This is a genomic window from Longinema margulisiae (assembly GCF_025266855.1).
Classification (GTDB): Bacteria; Spirochaetota; Brevinematia; order Brevinematales; family Thermospiraceae; genus Thermospira.
On sequence record NZ_CP053071.1, the window covers coordinates 375,112 to 393,067 of the forward strand.

The 17,956-nt window shown below is 47.2% G+C and carries 13 protein-coding genes, 8 tRNA genes and 1 pseudogene; 6 read left to right on the forward strand and 16 right to left on the reverse strand.

Going from position 1 to position 17,956, the window contains the following annotated elements:
• The first annotated feature begins 44 nt into the window (after positions 1–44).
• From BREVNS_RS01695 to BREVNS_RS01710, 4 genes are all read left to right on the forward strand, one after another.
• Positions 45–1,664 (forward strand): carbohydrate ABC transporter permease, encoded by a 1,620-nt coding sequence (locus tag BREVNS_RS01695; protein ID WP_483427346.1) that lies wholly within the window; start codon positions 45–47, stop codon positions 1,662–1,664.
• 12 nt (positions 1,665–1,676) lie between these two features.
• Positions 1,677–2,663, forward strand: a complete 987-nt coding sequence (locus tag BREVNS_RS01700; RefSeq protein ID WP_483427347.1) for a carbohydrate ABC transporter permease — start codon at positions 1,677–1,679, stop codon at positions 2,661–2,663.
• 137 nt (positions 2,664–2,800) lie between these two features.
• Complete coding sequence (locus BREVNS_RS01705) at positions 2,801–4,273, forward strand: hypothetical protein (protein ID WP_483427348.1); 1,473 nt, start codon at positions 2,801–2,803, stop codon at positions 4,271–4,273.
• A gap of 2 nt (positions 4,274–4,275) precedes the next feature.
• The gene (locus tag BREVNS_RS01710) at positions 4,276–6,639 is read left to right on the forward strand and encodes a helix-hairpin-helix domain-containing protein (protein ID WP_483427349.1); all 2,364 of its coding nucleotides are present in this window, start codon (positions 4,276–4,278) and stop codon (positions 6,637–6,639) included.
• Here the strand turns inward: BREVNS_RS01710 and BREVNS_RS01715 are convergent.
• The 6 genes from BREVNS_RS01715 to sppA all read right to left on the reverse strand — a co-directional run bounded on the left by BREVNS_RS01715 (position 6,636) and on the right by sppA (position 10,582).
• On the reverse strand, positions 6,636–6,929 hold the full coding sequence (locus BREVNS_RS01715) for a hypothetical protein (RefSeq protein ID WP_483427350.1): 294 nt from the start codon (positions 6,927–6,929) through the stop codon (positions 6,636–6,638). The genes BREVNS_RS01710 and BREVNS_RS01715 overlap by 4 nt on opposite strands.
• A gap of 78 nt (positions 6,930–7,007) precedes the next feature.
• Entirely contained in the window at positions 7,008–7,703 is a 696-nt protein-coding gene (locus tag BREVNS_RS01720) for a MazG family protein (protein WP_483427351.1), read from the reverse strand.
• Positions 7,673–8,152, reverse strand: a complete 480-nt coding sequence (locus BREVNS_RS01725; RefSeq protein WP_483427352.1) for a transcription antitermination factor NusB — start codon at positions 8,150–8,152, stop codon at positions 7,673–7,675. The genes BREVNS_RS01720 and BREVNS_RS01725 overlap by 31 nt, the downstream gene beginning before the upstream one ends.
• Positions 8,142–8,615, reverse strand: a complete 474-nt coding sequence (gene ribH / locus BREVNS_RS01730; protein WP_483427353.1) for a 6,7-dimethyl-8-ribityllumazine synthase — start codon at positions 8,613–8,615, stop codon at positions 8,142–8,144. The genes BREVNS_RS01725 and ribH overlap by 11 nt, the downstream gene beginning before the upstream one ends.
• Positions 8,596–9,627: a hypothetical protein gene (locus BREVNS_RS01735; protein WP_483427354.1), complete on the reverse strand. Its 1,032-nt coding sequence runs from the start codon at positions 9,625–9,627 to the stop codon at positions 8,596–8,598. The genes ribH and BREVNS_RS01735 overlap by 20 nt, the downstream gene beginning before the upstream one ends.
• A gap of 10 nt (positions 9,628–9,637) precedes the next feature.
• Complete coding sequence (sppA, locus tag BREVNS_RS01740) at positions 9,638–10,582, reverse strand: signal peptide peptidase SppA (protein ID WP_483427355.1); 945 nt, start codon at positions 10,580–10,582, stop codon at positions 9,638–9,640.
• A 366-nt stretch (positions 10,583–10,948) separates the two neighbouring features.
• On the opposite strand from sppA, the gene cysS reads away from it, so the two are divergent.
• Positions 10,949–12,349 (forward strand): cysteine--tRNA ligase, encoded by a 1,401-nt coding sequence (gene cysS, locus BREVNS_RS01745; RefSeq protein WP_483427356.1) that lies wholly within the window; start codon positions 10,949–10,951, stop codon positions 12,347–12,349.
• 3 nt (positions 12,350–12,352) lie between these two features.
• Positions 12,353–15,040 carry an ATP-dependent DNA helicase gene (locus BREVNS_RS01750; protein ID WP_483427357.1) on the forward strand — a complete coding sequence of 896 codons (2,688 nt, stop codon included), beginning with the start codon at positions 12,353–12,355 and terminating at the stop codon, positions 15,038–15,040.
• Positions 15,041–15,398: 358 nt separating this feature from the next.
• On the opposite strand, the pseudogene BREVNS_RS01755 reads toward BREVNS_RS01750, so the two are convergent.
• From BREVNS_RS01755 to BREVNS_RS01800, 10 genes and pseudogenes are all read right to left on the reverse strand, one after another.
• Positions 15,399–15,737: pseudogene (locus BREVNS_RS01755) on the reverse strand (A/G-specific adenine glycosylase); the annotation flags it as partial.
• A 203-nt stretch (positions 15,738–15,940) separates the two neighbouring features.
• Positions 15,941–16,025 (reverse strand) — tRNA-Leu (locus tag BREVNS_RS01760).
• A gap of 23 nt (positions 16,026–16,048) precedes the next feature.
• A complete protein-coding gene (locus BREVNS_RS01765) occupies positions 16,049–17,320 on the reverse strand; it encodes a trigger factor (RefSeq protein WP_483427358.1) in 1,272 nt (423 codons plus the stop codon).
• A 24-nt stretch (positions 17,321–17,344) separates the two neighbouring features.
• Positions 17,345–17,417, reverse strand: a tRNA-Gly gene (locus tag BREVNS_RS01770).
• 10 nt (positions 17,418–17,427) lie between these two features.
• A tRNA-Leu gene (locus BREVNS_RS01775) sits at positions 17,428–17,509 on the reverse strand.
• A 6-nt stretch (positions 17,510–17,515) separates the two neighbouring features.
• Positions 17,516–17,588, reverse strand: a tRNA-Lys gene (locus BREVNS_RS01780).
• Between the two features lie 33 nt (positions 17,589–17,621).
• Positions 17,622–17,695: transfer RNA gene (locus BREVNS_RS01785), tRNA-Arg, on the reverse strand.
• Between the two features lie 15 nt (positions 17,696–17,710).
• Positions 17,711–17,784 (reverse strand) — tRNA-His (locus BREVNS_RS01790).
• A gap of 7 nt (positions 17,785–17,791) precedes the next feature.
• Positions 17,792–17,865, reverse strand: a tRNA-Arg gene (locus tag BREVNS_RS01795).
• Positions 17,866–17,870: 5 nt separating this feature from the next.
• A tRNA-Pro gene (locus BREVNS_RS01800) sits at positions 17,871–17,945 on the reverse strand.
• Positions 17,946–17,956 lie beyond the last annotated feature (11 nt).

Here is a 17,956-nt window from a genome sequence, read left to right on the forward strand (position 1 = left end):
TTACAATAATTGGGAGAAGAGAAATCTTTCTGGCGGAGGAAACTATGGCACAGGTATCACCGGATAACCGCAAGTATATTTTCCAGAAGCGGTTGCAAGAAGCATTAACGGCATGGGGGTTTTTGCTTCCAAACCTGATCGGATTTTTGCTCATCACGTTTTTCCCTATCTTCTTTACCTTTTACTTGGCTTTTACCGAATGGGATGGGCTTTCGTATGCAAGCCCGGCCAAGGTGAGGGTGGCCTTCAAAAGAACCACAGAGGCCACGAATACCACCATCACGATTCAATCGGGGGCAAAGCTTTCTGTGAAGACTCGCAAGGTGGGCTACAAAGATGCCCAAATTCCCATTACCTACAAGATTCTTCAGGATATTGTCCTCACTCCCGAAGAAAACACCCTTTCTCTTGGGGATATGAATGCTCTTAGGCAATGGACCTTTTATACCAACGAACGGGGACAAATCCTTGATATCGTGAGTGAGAAACTTCCCAAGGATGTTCCCCCTGTCAAAGAGGGAGATCTGTTCTTCTCAAGAACAGAAATCATGTCGGCCAACCTTCGATGGGAAACTCCTGTGGAAGGAGTCGCCATTGGTCTTGACCTGACAAAACCAGGCCATGAAATCGTGGTCCGAAGTACCAAAAACGAAAGAGTCACTATCCCTGCAGGGACTACGATCGTAGCCGATATGTTTTTGAAACTCCCTGAGGCTCCTCGTGATAGAGAGTGGTTCTTTGAACTGCCTCAAGGGACTACTATCCCGGCTGGCAAAATTGAATCAGCCCCTATCTCAGTTCAGGCTACGGAAACAGGAGAAATGGGTAGCGAAACCTCTCTTCTGGGTATGAAACTCAAGATCGAACCAGCTGTAGAGGGTGTTGAGGCTTATATCAAGTTTGTTCAGGCAACCGGAAACAATGGTCTTCAGTTTGTAGGCCTCAGGAATTTTGAAGATATTCTTCTCCGTGACACTCGGTTCAAGGAGTATCTCTTCAATACCTTCATCTTCCTGTTAGGCATTCCTCTTGGGATGATGGTTTCTCTTATCATGGCTCTGGCCATGAATATGCCCCTCAAGGGTATTGTGGCCTTCCGTGTGATGTACTTTTTGCCTGTGATTTCCAATATCGTGGCCGTAGCCCTTGTCTGGCGATGGTTCCTCAATCCAGATTATGGTATCATCAATGGCATTCTCAGAACTATCGGTATCTCCAACCCACCCAACTGGTTAGGGGACAAAACCTGGGCAAAGGTATCAATTATCGTGGTGGATGTGTGGAAGGGTGCTGGATACAACATGATGCTCTATCTTGCCGGTCTGCAGGGGATCTCTCAGGATTTCTATGAGGCTGCAGAAATCGATGGGGCAACTCCATGGCAACAATTCTGGCACATCACCTGGCCACTTCTCAGTCCTACCAACTTCTTCATCCTTGTGATGGGTATTATCGGTGGATTCCAAGCTTTTGGAACTCAGTATGCTCTCACAGGAGGAGGCCCGGCCGGTGCAACCACAACCATTGTGTACTATGTCTACAACAACGCCTTCAAATGGGGCAAAATGGGATATGCCTCCGCTATTGCGGTTATCCTTTTTGGCCTTGTGATGATCGCTACCCTGCTGCAGTGGATCTTTACCGAAAAGAACGTGGAATACTAAAGGAGGAAATCTATGGCAGAAACAAAAAATATGGCTATAGAAAAAACAGGGGGGCTTTCCCTTCAGGAACAAAGACGCCGCCAGCAAATGATCAGGGCAATCATCGCCTACATTATTCTGGCCCTGTTTGCGGTCATCTTTATCCTGCCCTTCCTTGTGACAGTCTCAACCTCTCTCAAGTACCCTCAAGATGTGTTTGATGGCAAGATTATTCCTCAGCGAATTATCTCTCCGTGGTGGTACAACTTCTTCGGGAGAACAGAGATGAATATCCCCAAACTCACCTATGATGGGGCCTTTTTTGCCGGATGGAGCAGACAGGGTATTACCCCCTTTGCTCAGTACTATATCAACTCTATTATTGTCTCCGTAGCGGTGGTTGTGCTTCAAATCATCACCTGTTCTATGGCCGCCTATGCCTTTGCAAGGCTTCGCTGGCCTGGAAGAGACCAGGTCTTTCTCACCTATCTTGGTACCTTGATGGTTCCCGGTGTGGTGATGATGATTCCGGTATTCATCATGATGAAAAATGGGTTTTTCCTGAATCGTATCTTCCCCTTTATCCCCCAATTTTCTCTGATTGATACCTATCCGGCTCTTATTCTGCCCGGTGCGTTTTCTGCTTATGGTACCTTTATGCTCCGTCAATATTTCCTCTCTATCCCCGCTTCCCTGGAGGAAGCCGCCTACATTGATGGGGCTAGCCGATGGCAGATTCTGACCACTATTATTGTTCCTCTCTCAAAAACAGCGATCTCCACCATGGCTATTTTTACCTACCTTTTCACCTGGAACGACTTCATGTGGCCTCTCATTGTGACCAACAAGGATAGTATGAAAACCCTGCCAGTAGGACTTCAGGCCTTCCAGTCCACTTACGGATCTCAGTGGCATCTCGTAATGGCTGCTTCTCTCATCGTGATTTTCCCACTGATTGTGGTCTTTATCATTGGACAACGCTATATCGTGAAGGGAATCATGATGACAGGTTTGAAATAACAGAAACAAACAAAAAGGCCGTCCACAAGCGGGGCGGCCTTTTTTTATTTCCTTTTTCCCCTATCCAAAATTCTCTTTTGTTGATTTTCTTTCCAAATGGTGGTATAGTATTGGAGAAAAAAAACAAGGAGTATGCTATGAGGTCTTTGAAAGGCGGGATCATTCTCATGATGGGTATTTTTTTAGCCTGTGGAGGCCAAAACGTAAGGGCGGCCTCATCTCCCACCGTTCCTACCACCAAACAACCGGAGTGGATTACCAAAACCATTCAGGACAAGACCTTTTTCTATGCGGTAGGATATGCCGAGGGTATTGATGTATTGGAGAAACTCAAAGATCAGGCTCTCGCTGATGCGAAAGCCAAAATAGCCAACACCATCTTTGAACAGGCTGAAGTGGACAAACAAATCCAGTCCTACGGAATGATAAGCGAAGATTCAAAAGAAAGTCTCAAAACCCAGTTTCGACAGTCTGTCCGCAGCCGATCAGTAGCCCGTCTCACAGGGGTAGAGATTGTTCAACAGTACACAGAGGATGTCAATGAAGATGGCCTCAAGTATACCCGTGTGTGGGTCCAGGCTAAGATTAGTCGATCCGCTATGGAAAACGAAAGACAACGTATCCTCTCTGAGCTGGCCAGAAAACTTGCCCTTGTTGATGAGAATCTGCGCAGAGCAGAAAATGCCGTCAAAGAAGGACAAATCCGGGAGGCTATTGAAGCCTACCAGAGAGCCATTGTCAGTGCCACCCAAGTAGAAGAACGCAGAGATGAGATAGCCGTCTATGCCTCTTCAGCCACCTCCCTTCTTCAAAATATCCGTATTCGGGCTGTGAATATTCCTCAAACGATTGATACCGATAGGGGAGGAAAACTCACCTTTCAGGTTATCTACCTTGGAAACCAGGAACAACCTGTGGAAGGTATTCCCGTTTCCTTTGCTCTGCGAGGAAATACCGGTCAATGGACACGCTCTGTTCTCTCGGGGAAAAATGGACAGGTGATCTGTGAAATTCAAAATCTCAAGAATAGTATCCCGGAAAATCGTATGACAGCTACCATAGATATGGATTTTCCAGAACTTCTTTCCCTTGGTGATGCCTACAAACCTCTGTATACTCAACTCAGGGATGCCGTCAGTAAATCTCAACTCACCGTATCCTTCAAGAGTGTTTCTCTCAAAAAACAGGAACGAACAACGGCTGTTCTCTGTCTTGTGCAGGAGGGAAGCGAATGGCGAACCCTCAAAGCCTTAGAAACCGAAATGGAAAGTGCCATCCTTAAACGTGGTTACAAGATCAAACGAGTTTCTGAAAGGCCATCTGCTTCAGACCTTGTGGATCTCAACCCCTCTGTTTTCTCTCTTCTGAAAAGCCAGGGGATTTCACAGGTAGTGATTGTGAGCGTTATGCCATCGGATATATCCTACAATGAAACGGTAGGGCGATATATCGGAGCCTATCAGGTCTCTCTTCAGATGGTGGACATCGAAAACAAAGAGGTACTTCAGACCGAAAACACCCGAATTACGGCCTCCGCGACAAAAAAAGAGGATGTTTTGCAGGCGTTTGTGAATGCCGCCGCTAAACAACTCACAATAGTCCTTGAATAGGGATGCTCTGGACACATCTTGTTCTTTCCCTGCAGGGTTCCTCCCTTCGCTTTGAACTCCAGGAAGTGGCCTCTCTCTACCAGCAATGGGGATGGGAGGCCATCTCTTTTGTCAAGAGGTATTCTACCCAGCACTTTGCCCTTCTTGCTCTCATAGCCAAACGCTACAACCTGAAGCCTGTCTATGCGATAGAAGTCATGACCCATGCCCCCGGAGGGAAAAGGGCCTTCCCCGCCATAGTAATAGCCTGCACCCAGCAGGGTATTCAAAGCCTCTCTACCCTTGTCACCTTTGTTCACAAACACCAGAAACAAACCCTTTCTGCTGATGTTCTCATCCGGTATAAAAAAGATGTGTTTCTCCTCGTAGGAGAAGAACTAGAACAAGAAGAACAACTTGCCGAGAAAGCGCTGAGCTACTACCAGAAGGAATGGGACACTCATTTCTGGGTGCTCTGTTCCTACACCGAAACCAAACCCATCGAACGCCTGCGAAGGCTTGTTTCTCTCACAGAGCGACATTCCCTCCGGACTGTGGCTTCTATTCCTCAGGAGAAAAAAGACACCCTTCTTTCCTATGAAGAGGTGCAGAGAATTTTTCACAATCACCCCGAATTTCTCGAGGAGGTCTCTCATCTTCTTTCTTATGTCCCTTTTCTTTCTCCCTACCATCCCCCCGAAGAAACCACTTCTCCTCTTTGCGAAAAAGATGCCTCTTCCCCCTCCTGGCTTACAACGACAACCCTCTCCCTTCTTGAACGACTCATCCGATACCGCTCTCCCTTTCTTATCCATACGGCTCCTGTCAATATTACCCCTTTTTTCCACGAAAAAAGAAAAACAAAAAAACTCATTCAATCAGTCATCTTTCAGATCCGGCCCAAAAAACTCGTTCTTTTTCTTCCCTCCCGTGTTCTCTCTCACCTTCTCCGCTGGTTCTCTCTGCACTATCCCAAAAACATAGGCTGGATCTCAAGAAAAGACCACCGGTATAGCCTTCTTCTCAGCCGCAGGGAAATAGAAAACCACTTCTCTCTCGTAGGAGAAATTGAGGGTATTCCCATCCTTCAGACCACAGAAGACATTCTCCACTTTGGAGAGGATCTTGTCCTTCTCAAGTTTCAGACCCACTGGGTGTGGGACATTCTTGAGAACCTCAGACGCTACGATATCCCTCTCAAACATGAATTTCCCCTGGCCCTCCGATGGACGGATCATCCTGTTTTCACCGATCTCCGTTTTCTCGTCCAGAGACACCACGTGATTCCCACTGAGAAGGACCTCTTTCGAGAAATCTCCCGCGTCATGCACCCCTTCCTTCGCAGTCCCTTCGTGTATAGAGAAGAAGCTCAGGTCTATCTCTCTCGATTTATCCCCCTCGAAAAAGCCAAACAATTTCTTTCTCTCCTTCATAAAGACGATCCCCGGTGGCCTATCCTCAAACATGAGATAGAAAAAACCATACCACCAGAAGAACTCCGTTCTCATTACTGGCTTATGCTCTTACAAGAGGGAAAATACCTTCCCTCCAAAAAAGAAGAAAAACTCCGTTGGTTTGGCCCCAGTCTTTTGCTCTCCCTCTGTCAAAAATATCCTCTTGAATTTACTGTCGCTACCCTCAACTACTTTCATCACACAAAACAAAAAAACAGGATCATTCTCTACGCACGCTTGGTCTGGGGGGTGGAATTTCTCCCACCTTCTGCTAACTTGAGTCGTATCGAGGACATACGAGAACATGGAAAAATACGTTTGGGGTTACGGCACTTCAACCATATTCCTCTTTCGATGAAAGAACTGATAGTATCTCGCCAACCTTACAAAGACTTCTTTGACTTCCTTCACAAACATCCCCATCTCAGCCGGCGAACTCTCGTAGAATGGCTCAAGATAGGCCTCTTTGATGATCTGGAACCAGAAAACGGTTATAAACTCGCCATTCTTCAGGAACATCAGAAAACAAACTCAGAACTTCTGTTCGATGAAGAGAAACTCTGGTATGAAAACCAGGCCTCCCTTCTCCCCCTTGCCTGTCCTCAACGCCCCCTGGAAGAGGTGTGTGGACTTTATGCGAAGGGTCATCCTCTTGACCCCTACCAGGAATACGTAAATGAATTTCGCCGAAACTTTCTCAAAGAATGTGAGCATATTCGCTATGGGGTATATATTGCCACCCCTGTAGGTATTCACCACGAGAAAGAGGTCACCATGTATGAGATTGTCGATGAAACAGGCTGGAAAAGGGTTTTCTTCGAGGGAAGCCCTCCCTTTTCCCCTGAGCTTTACAAGCCTTACATCTGGAAGATTGTACTCCATGAGGGCAAACTTTACGTTATGGAAATATACGCTTTTGAACGGGGAAATTAACGGGAGAGCATCTCTTTTTGTTTTTTGAGCAGTTTGGCCAGTTTTTCAATGGTTTCAGCGTTTCCTTTTGAACTAAAAAGGAAAAGAAGCTCTTTGATGTAATATTCGTTCAGCCGAATCTGTCTTTCAAATTCTCTTTTGGCCGCTTCTTTCTGGCTGTTCTGCTCAGCTTCTTTCTGGAGTTCCTGCTTCACCTCCGCTATCTCGTTCTCGAGAGCCTGTTTCTCCTGAGGGGTAGGCGCAGGATGAGGTTGTTGATAAGGGGGTGACCCTATACTTTCAATCCGCATACTTGTCCTCCTTGAACTCTTTTTCGCATCCTTGCTATTATAGATATCGCTTTTTTTCACGAAAACTTGAGTTTTTTGTTAATTTTCTTTCCCAGAAGTGGCTTTTTTCTGGTTATCATAGTGTTCAATGAGTTCGGAGGAAAGTTCTCGAATAAGGGCCGGGAGATCAATACCCTGTTCAAAAGCATAGAGAAGAAAGCCCTTGAAAAAAGTCTTGGGATCATGACGAACCGTGGATTCAATCTCCCTCTTGACAGAGGAAAGACTTTCCAACTCCCAGGAAAACTTGAGTCGTTTCATCTTGGAAAGGATTTTATAAAGCCTCTGAAGTTCAGGAAGACTTTTGGGAATGCTTTTCAAGGGATGCTCTGAAGAGGTTTTTTCCTGAGCCTTGATGGATTCCCAATTGGAGAGAATACCATCCACGCTCATCTCTTTTCGTTCAGCAAAAACATGGGGATGCCGACGAATGAGCTTGGCCTTGACTGAAGTAAGGATCTCCTCTATGGTGGTCAACCCTTCCTGAGAGGTAAGATACCCTACAAAACAGGTTACAAACAAAAGATCCCCTATCTCTTCGATGAGATTTTCCCTGTTTTCGGTGTCAATGGCATCCACAAGCTCATAGGCCTCTTCAAGGATTGCCGTTCGCATTGAAGAAAGGGTCTGCTCTCTATCCCATGGACACCCTTCGGGAGAACGCAAGATCTCAATCAGCCGAAGAAGATCATCAAAAGCCTGCATTATTTCCCATCCTGTGGTTGATTTCGCCATTTTTTGGCCAAACTTCCCAGTACACCCTGAATATAGGAAGGGGCTTCGTTTTCTCCATAGAGATCGGCAAACTTAGCACATAGTGAAAAAATAGCCTCCGAAGGCATCTCTCTTTCAAAGATAATCAGATACGCCCCTAACCGAAGAATAGCCTTGTCCACCGCAAAAAGTTTGTCAATCGGTCTTTTCAAAAAAGGGAGAAGCTCGCTATCAATAAGTGTGAGTTCGTTGACCACTCCCTTGAAAATCATCTCCCCATGGCGAAAAATCCCCTTATCCGACAAAGAAAGGGGAGGAAGATAGCCTTCTTCTTTGTCAAAGCCATACACATCCATAAGCCATACGAAAGAAGAAAGCTCCTGAAGAGAATGTCCAGCGATATCATAGGCATACAGGGCAAGAAAACAGAGTTCTTTCCCTGTGGTCCTGACAAAAACCTCATTTGCCATGGTTCATCTGTCTATAAAGGCTCACCATCTCCACGGCGGTGAAGACAGCTTCATATCCCTTGTTCCCACTCTTCACGCCGGCTCGATCAATGGCCTGTTCTACATCATCTGCTGTGATAATCCCAAAAACCACAGGCACCTTGCCTTCTGCGGCCATTTCCATCAGGGCTTTGGAGGTATTGCCGGCCACGTACTCAAAATGAGGAGTCTGTCCACGAATCACCACCCCTAAGGTAACGATAGCATCATGCTTACCGGCATCCAAAAGCCGTCTCACCACCCCGGGAATCTCATAACTCCCTGGCACCTTGTAAATATCCACCATCTCAGGGTTTCCCTCAAGTTGCTCAAAGGCGTTGAGAGCTCCGTCTATCAGCCTGTCTCCTATAAATGAGTTAAACTTTCCCACCACAAGGGCTAATTTGAGCCCCTTCGCACTGAGTTTACCTTCGTATATAGGCATCGTAGGCTCCTTGATAGGTTTTGTCTTTGATTTCAAGAGACACCTTGTAGGTTCTCACCTGGTCGGCACACCATTTTCTCACCACATCTTCCACTCGCTTGTTCTGGAGAAGGGTATAAATATAATTCTTCACCTCTTCGTAAGGCAAAACCTTGGATTCCTCTTTTTGCAAAACCCGCATGACCAGCACATACTTCTTTTTGTCTTTTCGGAACTGAAGCACCTGGGGACCAAAAACCTTGCCCTTGTCAAGGTATTGCTTGTAATACGTGGGATCAAGGGCAAGCCCAAGGACTTCCTCCGGATAGCCACTCAGAAAAAGATGTTGAACATTGGTCAGCCCACTATTCCCCGAATACGGGGTAAAGGTGACGGATTTTTTGTATTTCTCCACCAAGCTATTGCCATTGGTCGTCTTCGTGGCTTCTTTGGCCAGGACTTCAAAGGTTTTTTCAATAGTCTCGAGTTCAGTGAGAGAAGCATTCTCAGGATACAGGGCCGCAAAAACCATGAGATTCACAAGTGGAGGAGCAAGAAAATTGGTCTTGTTGGTTTCATAAAAAGCCTTCGCCTCGGCTTCATCAATACCCTGGTAGAGTTCCCTCTTGAAGGATTCATTGAAAAAGGTGAGCTTCTGAATATAGAGATTAACCTCGACTCTCATCTCTAAAAGATCCCGATACTTATTGAAAAGAGAGACCAATTCTGGCTGGGTATTTGTCATCTTGACATAGGGAAGCATCGCATCCTGAATTTCCCCTGGGGCAAGTTGATAACGTTTATCGCTCTCGGCAAGCGACTTGAGAATATAATAGGTAAACCAGTTCTGAAGACCCTCTTCAAAGGTATTGGTCACCATACCACCAGAATTCTCTGTGATAAACTGATTGTATCGTTGAACATCATAGAAGGTTATAGGATTATTATTCACAGTTGCCACCACCCAGTTAAGTGGTTCACTCGCAAATCCATAGGCAAGAGTAAAAACGAAAAAAAACTTAAGCCATCTCATAGTGTCTCCTTTATTCCAAGGTCATATAATACCAGAGTTTTGCTGAAGGAAAAGAGGGCATCCCCACCGAAAGAATATTGTTCCCTCTCAGGCTTAAACGCCTCAAGAGTTGCTTCCAGTTCATCTCCTCCTCTGCCGGAAAATAGAGAGGAGCAGAAGAAGGGAGTTTTGCCATCTCACGGGCCAATGCCACAGCATCTTCAAAGGTCCCTAACTTGTCCACCAGTTTCACCTGAAAAGCCTGTTCCCCCGTAAAGATTCGTCCATCACAAAGCCCCTTCGCCTCTTCGCGGGAGAGGTTTCTCCCTTTCATCACCGCCCCAAGAAACTGTTCATACGTATTACTCACCACAGAAAAGAGAATAGCTTCCTCTTCGGCCGTCATCTCGCGATAGCCGGCAAAGATATCCTTGTTTTTCCCGGACTTTATCACAGAGGCTTTCACGCCAATCTTCTGCAAAAGCTCATGATACTGGAACCCCTGCATGATGACCCCTATACTCCCTGTAAGTGTCCCGGGTAAACTCACAATAGCATCACACGCCGTCGCGATATAATACCCACCCGAAGCCGCGATATCCCCAAAAGAAGCCACCACCACTTTTCCTTTCTCTTTTGCCCGCTGAATGGCAGCATGAAGTTCCTGAGTGGCTCCCACCGTTCCCCCCGGAGAATTGATACGAAGAATAATGGCCGCTGTCATGGGATCACTGGCCGCCTTTTCTAAATCCTCAAGCCAGGCCAATACTCCCCCTGTCCGAAGCCCCATGAGACCCGCCGTCTCTCCCTCATAGGTGATAGCCCCGTAAATCTCAATAACCGCTATTCGTTTGCCTATCGCGGGTGTCTTTTTCCCAACCTTTTGAGCTTCTCCCGTCGAAAGCCATACAAGAGCTAGAAGAAAAGACATCCCCCAGAGAGAAAGGGTTACCCAGAGTGAAAGCTTCTTCGCCATAGACTCCTCTTTTTCCTTATAGTATTGTAGCACAAAAAACAAAAGATGGCAAATAAGGAGAGGGGTTCCCTCGCAACTCAAGAGAAATGTTGTCTTTTGGGAGGAGGTGGAGAAAATACCTGAAAATGAGCTATTACCATGTTTCAGCAAACAACTCCTCCTCTGGCTGAAATAAGGGAATAGCCAAAGCCTTCCAAACCCACCCGGAAGGAAAAAGCAAAAACCCTCTCCCCTTTTTTAGCAAAAACCTTCCCCTCAAGCTGAAATAAGGGAATAGCAAAAAGCCTCCTATACCTTCCCCTCCCACTCATTTGCTTTTTCCCCTCCTTTTTCGTATAATAACATAGATAAACAAAAGGAGTCTCTATGCCCATTCGTTTCTACAACAGTCTCTCCAGAATGGTAGAGGAGTTCGTCCCCCTTCAACCAGGAAGGGTTCGTCTCTACACCTGTGGACCTACGGTGTACAACTACCCCCACATTGGAAACCTTCGCACTTTTCTTTTTGAAGACCTCCTCAAGCGCTGGCTACTCTATCGAGGATACAAGGTTATCCATGTGATGAACCTCACCGATGTGGACGACAAAACCATTCGCAATTCCCTCCAGCAAGGGATGAGTCTTTCCGATTACACCGCTATCTACAAACAGGCCTTTTTCGAAGATATCAAAACCCTCAAGGTACTGCCTGCTGATCATTACCCCTCAGCAACGGAATATATCCCCCAGATGATTGAGATTATCCAGTACCTGCTTGAAAAGGGCCATGCCTACGAAACAGAAGACGGGGTATATTTCAAGATCTCCACCTTTCCCTCCTACGGGAAGTTGGCTCACCTTGACACCTCCACTCTCAAAGCAGCCGCCAGCGGACGCCTCAGCGCCGATGAATACGACAAAGAATCCGTAAGCGACTTTGCCCTCTGGAAAAAATGGACTCCAGAGGACGGTGATGTCAAATGGCCATCCCCTTTTGGCGAGGGAAGACCTGGATGGCACATTGAATGTTCAGCCATGAGTCTCTCACTTTTAGGAGAAACTCTTGATATCCACTGTGGGGGCATTGACAATCTCTTTCCCCACCATGAGAATGAGATAGCCCAATCGGAGTGTTATACAGGCAAACCCTTTGTTCGTTACTGGCTTCATGCCACCCACCTCATTGTTGACGGAGAAAAGATGTCCAAGTCAAAAGGCAATTTCTACACCCTGAGAGACCTCTTAGCCAAGGGGCTTTCTCCCCGGGCCATTCGCTATGCACTCATTACCACTCACTACCGTAAACCCCTTAACTTCACCTTTGATCTGGTGAGACAAGCCGAATCTTCTCTCAAACGTATCGATGATTTTCTCTTTGCCCTTCGTCAGGTACAAAAAAGCGGGGAACTCTATGCTATTCTCCATGAAACCTTCCTCTCCAAGAAACAGGCTTTTGAAGAGGCTATGGATGACGATCTCAATATTGCCGAAGCCATGGGGCATCTCTTTGAGATGATTCGTGCCTTCTATGAACACCAGAATCAGGCTACGTTGGCCAATGCCCAGGAGATGCTTACCTTTTTCCTCTCCCTTGAGAAGGTTCTTGGTTTCATTGAAAAAGAATCCGTCGATATTCTCTCTCCCGAGGAAGAAGCCCTCTTCCAGGCTCGTCTCGAAGCCAAGAAAAACAAAGATTATGCCCGCGCTGATGCCCTGAGAGAGGAACTCCTGAAGCGTGGTATCGAAGTGAGGGATACCCCACAGGGACCGGTATGGAAAAGGTTATAATCCATGATAGACGAGGCTCATAACCACTTCAGCCCTGAAGTCGTCACCGCTATCCAGACGGCTATCCAGCAAAACGACGGACAGGAAGTGGCCTTCTGTGGGTTTATCAACGAAGAGGGGAAAGTAACCTCTATCGAAGTGGTGGGTTATGGAAATGACATGGCCACCCCTTACAACCTCCACCGAAGCCTCCAGGGCGATGTTTTTATCCATAATCATCCCCCTTTCGACCAGAATCCCAAAGAAAATCTCAAACCATCCACCAATGATCTCTCTGTCGCCCAGCGTGTCCAGAACCTTGGGATGGGATTTTTCATCATAGACAACGAATGTACACTTGTCAATATTATACTCCCCGTTCATCCCCAACAGAAACTCTCCGTAGAAAAGATCAAGGCTATCTTCCAACCAGGTGGACTCCTCTCCAAGCATATCCGTTCCTTTGAAAGCCGTGAAGAACAAATCCAGTTGGTGGAAGCCATCATCGAAACCATCAATAGCAAATCCCTCCTTTTTGCAGAGGCCGGCACCGGTACAGGAAAATCCCTCGCCTACCTCATTCCAGCCTCTCTCTGGGCCATCACCAATAGCAAAAAAGTGGCCATAGCCACTCATACCATTCATCTCCAGGACCAAATTGCCTCCAAGGATATCCCCCTGGTTGTCGAGATCATCAAAGCCCTCACAGATGAGACCCTTGAGGTAGCCCTTCTCACCGGAAGAGGCAATTATCTCTGTCGAAATAAACTCAAAGACCTTCTTGGTGACAAAGACCGGGCTCTCTCCCTTTTTGATAATCCCGATGAGTCCAAAATAACCCTTCTCGAAGATCTTGAAAAATGGTCACATGCCACTGAAACAGGTAGCCGTCGGGATTTTCCCCGGGAAATTCCCCAGGAAATATGGGAAGAAATCGCAAGCGATGGAGAGACCTGTCAGGGAAAACAGTGCCCCTTTGGGGGAAATTGTTTTTATCAAAAGGCCTATCTCAAAGCCGAAAAAGCCCAGATTATTATTGCCAATCATTCCCTCATCCTCTCCTCCCTTGACCCACAGACCTATATTTCCTACCTACCCCGTTTCGATGCCATTGTCTTCGATGAGGCCCATCATCTCGAGGATGTGGCTCTCAAAAGCCAGAGTGTAGAACTTTCCCTCCGTGGACTTCTCCAGAAAATGGGACGTCTTTATCATACGGATAGAAAAAACCATCCGAAAGGCCTTCTCCCTCACCTCTTCAAAAAACACCAGCCTCCACGGTATGAAGACCAGATGGAGTTTGCCAAACTCAAGGAAAATCTCCTTGAAACCCATACCTCCATCGTGGATTCCATTCATGCCATCATTCACGATGGGATTCCTCTTTATAAAAAACTTCACCATACAGGACCTCAACTTCGTATTACTGATGAGGTGGAACGAAGTGACTTCTTTCATTTTCTCAGTGTTCGTCTTGAGGAAGTTGGCAAACTCATTTCTCGTTATAGCTATCTCTGGAATGAACTCAAAAATCTCATGACAAATACCTCTTCTGAACCCACCCTTCCGCCGGCGTTAGCCTCCATCGATCGCCGTATCAAAAGCCTTTCCGATGTCTCTCAGGTGTATAACATCCTCTTTAATCAGGAGAGAAAACCCACAGAGGTTGGCTGGATAGAGGTTTCCACCCATCCCCGTTACCCCAATATCAAACTCTGCCATAGCCCCCTTGAGGTCGGAGAATTTCTTTCCCGTGGCATCTTCCTTCGCAAACACTTCAGTCTCTGTGTCTCCGCCACCCTTTCTGTAAATGGAGAGTTCACCTACTTTCGAGAAAGTATTGGGCTTTCCCCTTCTTTCCCAAGAAAAATACACACCATAAGCCTTCCCTCTCCCTTTGACTATCGTAATCAAGCCCAGATCCACCTGTTAGAAAGCGATAGAGATTTCAGGGTAGATGAATTTTTCCTCACCTGTATCAAAGACTACATCCTGATGAACGAAGGGGGAACCTTGGTGCTTTTCACTTCTCACCAGCGACTCAAGGACACCTTTGAAAAACTCAAAGAAACCCTCTCCTCAGAGGGTATCCTGCCCATGGCTCAAGGAGAAACCAACAAGCACACCATCCTTACCACCATGCGCAAAAATCCCAAAACGGCCGTTTTTGCCACCTCCAGTTTCTGGGAAGGAATCGATGTGAGTGGGTATAATCTTCGATGCGTGATCATTGAGAAACTTCCCTTTGATAGCCCCTCGGACGCCCTTCCTGCTGCCAAGGGAGAACTCCTCACCTCAAGAGGGATAAATGCCTTTATGGCCTACTATCTTCCCCGGGCCCTGCTTCGCATGAAACAGGGAGTGGGACGTCTCATCCGAAGCAAATCTGACCGTGGCATTGTGCTTATCCTCGACGGAAGAACCGTAAGTAAACGCTATGCCTCCCTCTTTCAAAAATCTCTTCCCCCGGCCCGTATTATCATTGGAGACTACCCAAAGCTCCAGCGAGAAGCCGAAGCCTTCATCACCACCAACTTCAGTTCCTGGCTTGAAAATCTTGGAGAACAACAAGACACTTCCGGGCAGGAGAACCCAGGGCTACCTCAGGTTGAAACACGCTCACCCATCGACCATTCTCGGACAAAGCCTCCTCTCTCACCCGATACACCTCCACCTCGCGCTGTACCCGATGATGCGTCACTCCATAGGTAATCACAAAGCCCCCCAGCCGTTCCCCTTCCACACAACTCTTTTCACCTGTAGGGAGATCCCAGAGGTCTTTTCGCCACCTCCCTCCCTGAACCATCCATACCCTTCCCTCCGCCCCAAGATAGGCAAAACATTTCTCCTGGATATTGACATAATTCTTCTTCTTCCGGATAACATAAATATCCTCACCTCGTTTGTACGTGCAACAGACACTCTTGAGAGGACAGAGATAACAGCGTCTCTCTCGTCCACAAACAACTGCCCCCAACTCCATAAAAGCCTCGTTCACATCCCGGGGCTCATACCCCAACCGAACCCCATAGGCGACTAAAGTGTTCATCATCCTCTGAAGCCTCTCCTGCTTCGTAGAAAGAATACCCCGAAAACGGGCCAGAACCCGTCCCACATTAGCATCCACCACTCCCACACACTCATTGAAAGCAAAAGCCCGAATCGCCGAAGCTGTATATCTCCCCAAACCCGGTAAATTTTCCCATCCAGAAGAAGGAAGACCATCCCTCACCAGGCATTTAGCTGTCTCCCACAGGTAACGCGCTCGCCTGTAATACCCCAACCCACTCCATACCCTGTACACCTCTTCTAAAGAAGCCCCCGCCAAAGCCTCCAGGGCGGGGAAACGCTCCATAAACCGATGATAATACTCCACAACCCGCGAAACCTGTGTCTGCTGAAGCATCATTTCTGAAACCAGGACACTATACAAAGAACGTTCTCTTCGCCACGGAAGATCCCGCCTAGAACAAAAAAACCACGTAAGTAAACGATCAAAAGCCCCTGATCTCTCAGAAAGCACCCTTGTCACAACCCTTTTCCCCCTTTTTTCCCATGAAAAAGGTAAAAGAACGCCAAACAAAAAACCCTTCCAGTGATCCTGGAAGGGCTTGCCGAAGGAGGGACTCGAACCCTCACGGGATCAGCTCCCATCGGATTTTGAGTCCGACGCGTCTACCAGTTCCGCCACTTCGGCATACGAGATCCATCGACCTCTTCTTATGCCTCAGACTGAATAAACTCGTAGTATCCCACCACCTTCTTTTCTTTGAAGGTCACCTTTTCCATAAACTTTTCTACAGCGGCATCAAACTGAGCCTGTGCCAAAGCATTATCCCAGGCCTCTTTGGTCATCTTCTCCACATAATCCTTGTAATCTTCACCAGCCTCACTTGCCTGTCGCATCACCACCCTCGAAATCATTTCCTGAGTTGCTTCAATACCATTCTTCTTGGCATAGTCAATCATCGCATAATAAAACTTGAGATCATCATACACAGAGGTCATCATAGAGAGCATATCCTCAGGAAGTTTTTTGTCGGAGAGCACCTCCTTCATAGAAACCGAAGCCTTGAAATGAGAGAAAAACCAATCCTTGAAGCGGGACTCTACCATATCATAAAAAACACCCTTACTGAGCTCAACATCAAGATCCTTCTTCACCGCTTCCTTGAGGGCCCTCACCCTGTGGCGATGATTGATAGTGTCAATCTCTCTTTGCATCACGTTTTTCAAAAACTCGATATACTTTTCCTTGGTCTGGAAAGGCGTTTTGGCATAGAGCGATTCATCATTGATATCCACATCAGAAGCCCGCAACACCTTGAGGATCTGAACCTCTGTTTCTCCCTTTTGTCGCACATCCTCAAGAACATCAAAAACAAGATTTCCTACTTCTTTCCAGTCTAAAACGACCGTATCCCCTACCTTCTTGCCAACAAGCTTGCCGGGGATATCATCCACACGCACCACGACAGGATCCGTCCTGCCCTTGAAAAGCAGGTGCATGACATCACCCTTTTCTGCCTTGCCGGTAATCTCCTTTGGCTCAACAAGGTCACGTTTCACCATTTCGACAATATCTTTTTCGGTCAACTCGACCTTCTCATATTCTACCGACGAAAGTTTAATCGCCTCAAGCCCCTTGTGAACAACCACATCCCTGCCAAAATAAAACACCATTCGCAAAGAAGCATTCTTGGCTACCTCAGAAGAAAGCTTGTAATCATAGAGAGCCACAAGGTTGTGCTCCGCTCGAAGTCTATTCACACCCTCTCGCAGGGCAATTTCTTCTACTTCTTTTTTGACCATCTCTTCATAACGCTGTTCAAGAATATCGAAAGGTGCCTTTCCCTTCCGAAAACCAGGTACATCAACACTGGTTTGAAGATGCGCAAGGGCACGCTGCCAGAGTTCGGCACTTTCCAGAACTGACCATGAGAGAAAACCCACTGCATAACAATCAGGAAAAGACTGAACAACTATCTCCATCCAAAACCCCTGTATAAAAAAAATAGCGGGAAACGGGACTCGAACCCGCGACATCTACCTTGGCAAGGTAGCGCTCTACCAACTGAGCTATTCCCGCAAACGACGCCTGCGAGTGAAAGGACTCGAACCTTCACGCCTTGCGGCACCAGATCCTAAGTCTGGCGTGTCTACCAATTCCACCACACTCGCATCCTGTGGGTTGTGCAGGGATCGAACCTGCGGCCCGCTGATTAAGAGTCAGCTGCTCTACCAACTGAGCTAACAACCCTTTATGATCTATCTCATTTTCTATATCTTTCTGCGCGCCCGGCAGGACTCGAACCTGCGGCCTTCGGATTCGAAGTCCACTGCTCTATCCAGCTGAGCTACGGACGCGTTCTGTATTCTCTGGGTGGATAGTGGGACTTGAACCCACAGCCCCCGGTTCCACAGACCGGTGCTCTCACCAGTTGAGCTATACCCACCACGTGTTGCGCCTGACAGGAGTCGAACCTGTGGCCCACAGCTTAGAAGGCTGTTGCTCTATCCAGCTGAGCTACAGGCGCCTTCTTCGGGGCGAGTAGATTTGAACTACCGACCCCCTGCTCCCAAGGCAGGTGCGCTAACCGAGCTGCGCTACGCCCCGTACTCCGTCAT